The organism is uncultured Pseudomonas sp., from assembly GCF_913777995.1.
Lineage (GTDB): Bacteria > Pseudomonadota > Gammaproteobacteria > Pseudomonadales > Pseudomonadaceae > Aquipseudomonas.
The window spans coordinates 147,775-156,280 of sequence record NZ_CAJYVE010000020.1 but is presented as its reverse complement, the minus strand read 5'-3'; the positions used below and the strand labels follow the sequence as shown (position 1 = coordinate 156,280).

The 8,506-nt window shown below is 63.8% G+C and carries 7 protein-coding genes; 4 read left to right on the top strand and 3 right to left on the bottom strand.

The window, feature by feature from the left end; all coding sequences use genetic code 11:
• Nucleotides 1–200: 200 nt before the first annotated feature.
• Nucleotides 201–2,714 carry an EAL domain-containing protein gene (locus QZ497_RS08885; RefSeq protein WP_295473227.1) on the bottom strand — a complete coding sequence of 838 codons (2,514 nt, stop codon included), beginning with the start codon at nucleotides 2,712–2,714 and terminating at the stop codon, nucleotides 201–203.
• Nucleotides 2,715–3,103: 389 nt separating this feature from the next.
• Between QZ497_RS08885 and QZ497_RS08880 the strand changes: the two genes are divergently transcribed.
• From QZ497_RS08880 to QZ497_RS08870, 3 genes are read left to right on the top strand one after another with little or no spacing between them, the layout of a single operon-like run.
• A complete protein-coding gene (locus tag QZ497_RS08880; protein WP_295473225.1) occupies nucleotides 3,104–4,543 on the top strand; it encodes a cytochrome ubiquinol oxidase subunit I in 1,440 nt (479 codons plus the stop codon).
• 3 nt (nucleotides 4,544–4,546) lie between these two features.
• The gene (gene cydB, locus QZ497_RS08875) at nucleotides 4,547–5,554 is read left to right on the top strand and encodes a cytochrome d ubiquinol oxidase subunit II (protein WP_295473223.1); all 1,008 of its coding nucleotides are present in this window, start codon (nucleotides 4,547–4,549) and stop codon (nucleotides 5,552–5,554) included.
• Between the two features lie 12 nt (nucleotides 5,555–5,566).
• Nucleotides 5,567–5,734: a DUF2474 domain-containing protein gene (locus QZ497_RS08870; RefSeq protein WP_295473221.1), complete on the top strand. Its 168-nt coding sequence runs from the start codon at nucleotides 5,567–5,569 to the stop codon at nucleotides 5,732–5,734.
• A gap of 175 nt (nucleotides 5,735–5,909) precedes the next feature.
• Here the strand turns inward: QZ497_RS08870 and QZ497_RS08865 are convergent, their stop codons facing one another.
• Both QZ497_RS08865 and QZ497_RS08860 read right to left on the bottom strand, forming a co-directional pair.
• Nucleotides 5,910–7,034: a class I SAM-dependent methyltransferase gene (locus QZ497_RS08865; RefSeq protein ID WP_295473220.1), complete on the bottom strand. Its 1,125-nt coding sequence runs from the start codon at nucleotides 7,032–7,034 to the stop codon at nucleotides 5,910–5,912.
• Nucleotides 7,035–7,158: 124 nt separating this feature from the next.
• Nucleotides 7,159–7,392: a helix-turn-helix transcriptional regulator gene (locus QZ497_RS08860; protein WP_295473218.1), complete on the bottom strand. Its 234-nt coding sequence runs from the start codon at nucleotides 7,390–7,392 to the stop codon at nucleotides 7,159–7,161.
• Nucleotides 7,393–7,725: 333 nt separating this feature from the next.
• Between QZ497_RS08860 and QZ497_RS08855 the strand changes: the two genes are divergently transcribed.
• A complete protein-coding gene (locus QZ497_RS08855; protein WP_295473216.1) occupies nucleotides 7,726–8,502 on the top strand; it encodes a ferredoxin--NADP reductase in 777 nt (258 codons plus the stop codon).
• Nucleotides 8,503–8,506: the final 4 nt, after the last annotated feature.

Here is an 8,506-nt window from a genome sequence, read left to right as displayed (position 1 = left end):
TCTGCCCGCAGGGCAGACCCAAGCCAGGAGCAATGGCTTTTGGTTACTTTTGGCCGAAACCAAAAGTAACCCGCCGTAAAGGCGGAAAGGTGACTCAAGGGCACTGATGCTGCGGCGGGTGTACCCGATCCAGATAGCCTGCCATTCGCGAGCAAGCTCCAACAAAAGCCGAAGAGCTCTTAACTGACCAGTATTGCGTCTCAGCCTTCGCGGTCCAGCAGCCAGCGCTGCATGTGCTTGGCGCTCAGCGGCCGGGAGAACAGGTAGCCCTGGGCGACGTGATAACCCTGGCGGCGCAGGATCTCGTGCTGGCCGACCGTCTCGATGCCTTCGGCCACCACGGTCAGGTTGAGGCTGTTGCCGATATGAATCACCGCGTCGCTGAGGGTGCGTGCGGTGGCGTCGTTTTCGAGGTCCATGACGAAGCTGCGGTCAAGCTTGAGCTCCTGGATCGGCAACTGGCGCAGGTAGCTCAGGCTGGAATACCCGGTGCCGAAGTCGTCCATGGCCAGGCGGATCCCCAGGGCGTGGACATCGTTGAGCACCTTCAGGGTGCTGGGGTTGGTGTCCATCAGGATGTTTTCGGTGAGTTCCAGGGTCAGGTCGCCGGGGCTGAGCCGGTAATGCTGCAGTAGGTCGGTGAGGATGGCCGGCAGTTCCAGGTCGTGGAAGTTGGTCGGCGACAGGTTCACCGAGATGGCCGGCAGCTCGGCCCCGGCGCGACGCCACTCGGCCAGTTGGCGGCAGGCTTCGCGGATCGCCCACAGGCCCAGTTCGACAATCAGGCCGCACTCCTCGGCCAGTGGAATGAAGCGCGCCGGTGACACCTGGCCCCAGTCTGGATGGTTCCAGCGCGCCAGCGCCTCGGCACCATAAAGGTGCCCGTCGGCCATGCTGATCTGCGGCTGGTAGTGCAGTTCCAGGGCATTGTCCTGCAGCGCCTGCTGCAGGGCGGTTTCCATGGCCTGGCGCTGTTGCGCCTGCTGGTTCAGCTCATGGCAGAAGAAACTGAAGCGGCCACGCCCGGCATGCTTGGCCTGGTACATGGCCATGTCGGCGCGGTGGATCAGGGTGCCCATGTCGTGACCGTCTTCGGGAAGCAGGCTGACGCCGATGCTGACCGACGGCGTGACCCGGTTGGTGCCGACCTGACAGGGCTGGCTGATGGTCAGCTTGAGTTGCTCGACCAGTTCGGTGGCGCGTTGGGCGTCGCAGTCGGGCAGCACCACGACGAACTCGTCACCCGACAGGCGCCCGACCACATCCTTCTGGCTGCGGTTTTCCAGCAGGCGCCCGGCGATGATCTGCAGCAGCTCATCACCGGCCGGATGACCATAGGAGTCGTTGACCTGCTTGAACCGGTCGACATCGATGAACAGCACCGCCAGGCGGCTCTTGTTGCGCAAGGCGGCCTGCACCGCCTGCTCGGAGTTGGCCATCAGCAGGCTACGGTTGGGCAGTTCGGTCAGGCTGTCGTAGAACGCCAGCTGGCTGATGTGGGCGCGGGCCTTTTCACGCTCGATGGCCAGTGCGCACAGCGGCACGACCACGTCCACCAAGCGCTGGTGGAAGGCCGACGGACCGCGCACTTCCTTGAAGTAGAAGGCCAGGGTGGCGATGACCCGTTGTTCGGCGTCCAGCACCGGCGTGGACCAGCAGCTCTTGATCCCATCGGGCAGCTCGACGTCGCGGAAGGCCTCCCACAGTGGGTCGCTGGCAATGTCCCGGGTAATCACCGGCTGGCGGCGAAAGGCGGCGGTGCCGCAGGTGCCGACGCCCTCACCGATCTGCAGCCCCTCGGCCAACTGGAAATAACTGTGGCGCAGACGGGTGGTGGCCAGCGGATGCAGCAGGCCGTCGTCGTCCACCAGCAGCATGGAGGTGGTCACTTCCGGGGCGATGCGCTCGATTTCCTCGCAGGCCAGCTGCATCAGGTTTTCCAGCGGCTCTTCGCGGACCATGGCGTTGAGCATGCTGTGCTGCAACACCTCGTGCATCTTGGTGTTGGTGATGTCGGTGAGGATGGTGACCGAATGCAGCAGGTCACCCTGGACCGAGAAAATAGGGTTGATGACCATGCTGCACCAGAGTCGGTCGCCATTCTGGGCATAGACCACTTCGTCGGTCTTGATCGACTGGCCCTCGGCGAGCTTGCGCCGGGCTTCGCCGACCGAGTGCCGGTCCAGATGCGGCGCCAGCAATTCGGACGGATGATGACCGCAGGCCTGGTCGAAGCGGTAGCCGAACAGTCGCTCGAAGCCGGCGTTGACGTAGGTGATGCGCCACTGGTGGTCGGTGATCACGATGGCGTTATCGGAGTGGTCACTCACCAGTGAGAGCAGGCGCAGCCGTTCATGCTCTTCATGCTGCTGGGTGATGTCCTTGACGGACGTCACGAAGTACACCTGTTCTTCCTCAGCCAGCCGCGACACCGTCAAAGCCCCCCAATGTCGGCTGCCATCGCCGTGGGGAATGTCGATGAGCGTCAGCTCCCCGTCACCGCCCTGCAGGCGCTGGTAGTAGGCCTGAACCGGCAAGGGCAGGAGCAGACGGGCATCCTGGCCGATGACCTCATGGTGACTCTTGCCCCAGAGTTTCTCCGCTGCCGCGTTGAACAGCAGCACCTGATTCTCGGCGTCGCAGACCAACGTGGCGCTGCCGGCCATTTCGACGGATTGGACGAACAGATCGGAAAGGCTATTGATCAGAGGCATGCTCGTCCCTTGAAGCTTCAAGTTGGGCAGCGGTGGTTATTCAATATCATGTAGCCATCATGGCGTGAAGAGTTGGAACGCGAGCTTTACAAAAAGTCTCCGCGACGGCGTTAGAAAAACCGCCGTTCGTCGCCAAAACGCCGCTGCTGCCCGGCAGGGTGAGGCAAGCGGTCACGCGACAACGCGCCACGCCGCTTTCCAGCGCGGCAGGAGCTAATCTTTAGCCGTCGGTTGACCTGCATCATGGCACTCGAACTCTGCCTGTGCCTCAACCGTCAGACGTTTAGTGCCGAGACTCTCAACAGAAGCCGCCCGGCACGCGAAAACCGCCCTGCCGTGGGGTATCGCTGCCGGTGATCTGCGCCGCAGCATCTGAAAGGGGTAGTCCTATGTTCGGTTTGGAGTCGCTCGACCTCGCGCGGATCCAGTTCGCGTTCACGATCTCGTTCCACATTCTGTTTCCCGCCATCACCATCGGCCTGGCCAGTTACCTGGCGGTGCTCGAAGGGTTGTGGCTGAAGACGCGCAACGATGTCTACCGTGACCTGTACCACTACTGGCTGAAGATCTTCGCGGTCAACTTCGGCATGGGCGTGGTCTCGGGCCTGGTCATGGCCTATCAGTTCGGCACCAACTGGAGCCGCTTTTCCGATTTCGCAGGCGCCGTCACCGGCCCGCTGCTCACCTACGAGGTGCTCACCGCGTTCTTCCTGGAGGCCGGCTTCCTCGGTGTCATGCTGTTCGGCTGGAACCGCGTGGGCCGTGGCCTGCATTTCTTCGCGACGGTGATGGTGGCGATCGGCACCTTGATCTCGACCTTCTGGATCCTTTCGTCCAACAGCTGGATGCAGACCCCCCAGGGCTTCGAGATCGTCGATGGCCGGGTCATTCCGGTGGACTGGTTCGCCGTGGTGTTCAACCCGTCGTTCCCGTACCGGCTGGCGCACATGGCGATTGCCGCGTTCGTCGCCACGGCGTTCTTCGTCGGCGCTTCGGCGGCCTGGCACCTGCTGCGCGGTCGTGACAACCCGGCGGTGCGCAAGATGCTTTCGATGGCGATGTGGATGGCCCTGCTGGTCGCTCCCATCCAGGCGGTGGTCGGTGACTTCCATGGCCTGAATACCCTCAAGCACCAACCGGCGAAGATCGCCGCCATCGAAGGGCACTGGGAGAACGTCGGCGACGAACCCACGCCGCTGATCCTCTTCGGCTGGCCGGACATGCAGCAGGAGAAAACCCGCTTCGCGGTGGAAATCCCTTACCTGGGCAGCCTGATCCTGACCCACAGCCTCGACAAGCAGGTGCCGGCGCTCAAGGAGTTCAAGCCTGAAGACCGGCCCAACTCCACCGTGGTGTTCTGGTCGTTCCGGGTCATGGTCGGCCTGGGCATGCTGATGATCCTCACCGGACTGTGGAGCCTGTGGCTGCGCAAGCGCGGCACGCTCTACCAGACCCGGCCGTTCCTGCATCTGGCGCTGTGGATGGGGCCTTCGGGGCTGGTCGCGATCCTCGCAGGCTGGTTCACCACCGAGATCGGTCGCCAGCCCTGGGTGGTCTACGGCCTGATGCGCACCGCCGAGGGCGTGTCGAACCACAGCGTCGCGCAGATGAGCTTCACCCTGGTGATGTTCGTGGTCGTCTACTTCCTGCTGTTCGGTGCCGGTCTGGGCTACATGCTGCGTCTGGTGCGCAAGGGACCGCAGCCGCATGTGGAGCACGTGCCGAGCGGTGGCCCCGGCAAGACCCGTACACCGGCCCGTCCGCTGTCCGCCGCCACCGAAGGCGCGGAACCGGGCGACGCACTGGACAACCTGAGCAGGGGGAACTGAGTCATGGGCTTCGATCTGGCACTGCTGTGGGCCATCATCATCATCTTCGGCATCATGATGTACGTGGTGATGGACGGCTTCGACCTGGGCATCGGCATTCTCTTTCCCTTCATGAAGGACAGCCGTGACCGCGACGTGATGATGAACACCGTGGCCCCCGTGTGGGACGGCAACGAGACCTGGCTGGTGCTCGGCGGCGCCGGGCTGTTCGGCGCCTTCCCGATGGCCTACTCGGTGGTGTTGTCGGCGCTGTACCTGCCGTTGATGCTGATGCTGGTGGGGCTGATCTTTCGCGGCGTGGCCTTCGAGTTCCGCTTCAAGGCCACCGAGCACAAGCGCCATCTGTGGGACAAGGCCTTCATCTGCGGCTCGCTGGCTGCGACCTTTTTCCAGGGCGTGGCGCTGGGCGCCTTCATCGAAGGACTGCCGGTGGTCGACCGGCAATATGCGGGGGGCTCGCTGGATTGGCTGGCACCGTTTCCGCTGTTCTGTGGCCTGGCGCTGATCGTCGCCTACGCGCTGCTGGGCTGCACCTGGCTGATCATGAAGACCGAAGGTGCGCTGCAGAAAGCCATGCACGATCTGGCACGTCCCTTGGCCCTGGCGCTGCTGGTGATGATCGGCATCGTCAGCCTGTGGACGCCGCTGGCGCATCAGCAGATCGCCGAGCGCTGGTTCACCCTGCCGAACCTGTTCTGGTTCCTGCCGGTACCGATCCTGGTGCTGGTGACCCTGTTCGGCCTGTTCAAGGCGGTGGCGCGCAACGCGCACTACACGCCGTTCCTGCTCACCCTGCTGTTGATCTTCCTCGGCTACAGCGGCCTGGGCATCAGCCTGTGGCCGCACATCGTGCCGCCTTCGGTGACCCTCTGGGAAGCCGCCGCACCGCCGCAAAGCCAGGGCTTCATGCTGGTGGGCACGCTGTTCATCATCCCGCTGATTCTCGGTTACACCTTCTGGAGCTACTACGTGTTCCGCGGCAAGGTGACTGCCGAAGACGGTTATCACTAGAGGAGCCTGGCCATGCCCGACAAGCCTTCCCTGCATGAGGACGATCCGGCGCGCAGCAAGCCGTTATGGCAGCGTCTGGCCTGGCTGGCCGGCATCTGGGCCGGCAGCGTGCTGGCGTTGTTCATCGTCGCCAGCCTGATGCGCCTGTTCATGAGCGCTGCCGGGCTGACCACCCACTGAGCGGCCTGACACCTGATATCCCTCCGTGTTTCGTGGACACGGCTTTCGTACCCTCCTGATCGGGCTGTGATGGAGGGTTTTTTTTGCCTGGAAGACGCGTTGGCGGTAGGACCGGCTTCAGCCGGGAAGCTGTTCGCGGTAATGCGCGCTTGCGCCCGGCCCGTGCGCCCGGCGCCTACTTGCGCGCCTTGAGGATAACGAACTTGGGCGTGGCTGCGACCTGTTGCACATCGCGGAATAGCCGTGCCAGCTTGGTGTGGTAGCCCAGGTGGCGGTTGCCGACGATGTACAGCGCGCCGCCCGGTACCAATGCGCTGCGGGCCTGGAGGAACATGCGCCAGGCCAGGAAGTCGCCGACCACCTGCTGCTGGTGGAACGGCGGGTTGCACAGCACCACATCGAGCGAACCGGGGGCCTGGGTGGCGAGGCCATCGGCGGCGCGCAGGGTGACCGGGCGCTCGCCGAAGGTGGCCTGCCAGTTCTCGGCCGCCGACTGCACCGCCATGTACGACTCGTCCACCAGGGTGTACTGCGCCTCCGGGTTGTCCAGCGCACTGGCAATGGCCAGCACCCCGTTGCCGCAGCCCAGGTCGGCGACCCGCGCCTGGCCCAGATCGCGTGGCAGGAAGGGCAGCATGGCACGCGTGCCGATGTCCAGGCCGTCGCGGCAGAATACGTTGGCATGGTTGACCAGTTCCAGCGCCGGCTGCTCGATGCGGTAGCGGGTCGGGAAGGGGGAGGGCTGGAATTCCTTCGGCTCGGGGGTGGCGAACAGCAGGCGGGCCTTTTTCACCGCCAGCGAGGCTTGCACCGGACCGACGTAATCTTCGAGCAGCTCACCGGCCGAGCGCGGCAGGTGCTTGACCATCGCCGCCGCCACCACTTTCGCATCCGGCGCGAGCTGGCCCTGCAGGCGGATCAACTGCTCTTCGAGTAACGCCAGGGTCTTGGGAATGCGGATCAGCACCCAGTCGAACGGGCCTTGCGGGGTTTCGCTGGCCGGTACCAGGGTCACGGCATCGGCGGCCAGGTCATTACGCTGCAGGTTGATGCCCAGCGCCTGGGCGGCGAGGTACGAGTCCGTGCTGCTCGTCACTGTCGCATGCGGCGCCAGGCTGGCCGCCAGGCCGCCGAAGCTGTCGTTGAGCACCAGCACCCGGGTGGTCAGGCTCAGGCCGTGTTCGGCCAGATGGGCGAGCAGGTATTCATCCGCAGCATCGAAGGCCTGCAGTGGTTCATTGGGCTGTTCCGGCTGGCGAATCAGGTCCAGTTCGGCGAAAGGGCTGGTGAGCAGGGGCATGGCAGGAACTCTGGGCAGACGACGAGTATCACGCGAGGCCGGTACACCCGGTCAGGCTTGAGGGGCGTGATTCTACGTGCTTTTTGCCTTTGGCACCTGCCATCGTGGTGCGAGGGACAACGGATCAGAACATCCCGCTCAATGCAGCTTGCACGGCTGCGGCGGTCTTGTTGCAGACCCCCATTTTTTGAATGGCACTGGCAATATGAAAATGAATGGTTCGCTCCTTCAGGCGCAGGATGATTGCGATGTCGGCGGCTGTCTTGCCCTTGGCGGACCACTTGAGGATTTCAATCTCTCTCTGCGTCAAGGTCTGGGCTGGTGGCTGCCGGGTTGCTAGGGGCTCGGTTGGCTGCATGGTCGCCTCCAGATTCGTACTGGCGAAACCCCGGGTGGGGTAAGTTGATTCTAGGGAAAAAGCGGCGCCGACATGAGCAGAGCGGATCCAATCCAGACGGGTGGAATGCTGGCGTTCTATGTATTCAAAAGGGTGTTAATGGTTGAGGCGCCGCTCTGCCTGGCCTGCGCTGAAGTGCTCGTTTCGGTCATGCCTGTCCGCCCCCCCCCATCAAGAGCGAAACGGTCTAAGGTAGGGCGCCGGTGCCTGCCCCTACAAAGAGGTGGTGTTTCTCGACCCGCATTTGCGGGAAACTGGGCGCCTGCAATTATCTTCAGGAGTCGCGAGCACACCATGACCGTCAGCGAAGACAAGTTCACCCGGCAGACACTGCAGCGTGTGAGCCCCTTGACCAGCAACCTGTTCACCCTGCGGGCCAGTCGCGATGCCGGTTTCCGTTTCCGTGCCGGGCAGTTCGCGCGCCTGGGCGTGACCAAGGCCGACGGCAGCACCGTGTGGCGTGCCTATTCGATGGTGTCTTCGCCCTATGACGAATTTCTCGAATTCTTCTCCATCGTGGTGCCGGGCGGCGAATTCACCAGCGAGCTGAGCCGCCTGCGCGAGGGCGACGAATTGCTGGTGGAAAAGCAGTCGTTCGGCTACCTCACGCTGGACCGCTTCGTCGACGGCCGTGACCTCTGGCTGCTGTCCACCGGCACGGGGGTTGCGCCATTCCTGTCGATTCTGCAGGACTTCGAAGCCTGGGAGAAATTCGAGCGGATCATCCTCGTGTACAGCGTGCGCGAGGCCCGGGAGCTGGCCTACCAGCCACTGATCGCCGAGCTGACCCAACGCGAGTACCTGGCCGAGTATGCGCACAAATTCCACTACATTCCGGTGGTGACCCGTGAGGCGCATGCCGGGGCGCTGGGTGAGCGCATCACTGCGCTGATCGCCAATGGTGGCCTGGAGGCGGCTGCCGGTGTGGCGCTGAGTCCCGAGCACTCGCGGGTGATGCTCTGCGGCAACCCGGAGATGGTCGACGAGACCCGCGCCCTGCTCAAGCAGCGCGGGTTGCAACTGAGCCTGAGCCGACGGCCCGGGCAGGTGGCGGTGGAAACCTACTGGTAACCCG

Coding starts and splice junctions, on each gene's coding strand:
- QZ497_RS08885 (WP_295473227.1), bottom strand. CDS start 2,714: ATGCCTCTGATCAATAGCCTTTCCGATCTGTTCGTCCAATCCGTCGAA.
- QZ497_RS08880 (WP_295473225.1), top strand. CDS start 3,104: ATGTTCGGTTTGGAGTCGCTCGACCTCGCGCGGATCCAGTTCGCGTTC.
- cydB (WP_295473223.1), top strand. CDS start 4,547: ATGGGCTTCGATCTGGCACTGCTGTGGGCCATCATCATCATCTTCGGC.
- QZ497_RS08870 (WP_295473221.1), top strand. CDS start 5,567: ATGCCCGACAAGCCTTCCCTGCATGAGGACGATCCGGCGCGCAGCAAG.
- QZ497_RS08865 (WP_295473220.1), bottom strand. CDS start 7,034: ATGCCCCTGCTCACCAGCCCTTTCGCCGAACTGGACCTGATTCGCCAG.
- QZ497_RS08860 (WP_295473218.1), bottom strand. CDS start 7,392: ATGCAGCCAACCGAGCCCCTAGCAACCCGGCAGCCACCAGCCCAGACC.
- QZ497_RS08855 (WP_295473216.1), top strand. CDS start 7,726: ATGACCGTCAGCGAAGACAAGTTCACCCGGCAGACACTGCAGCGTGTG.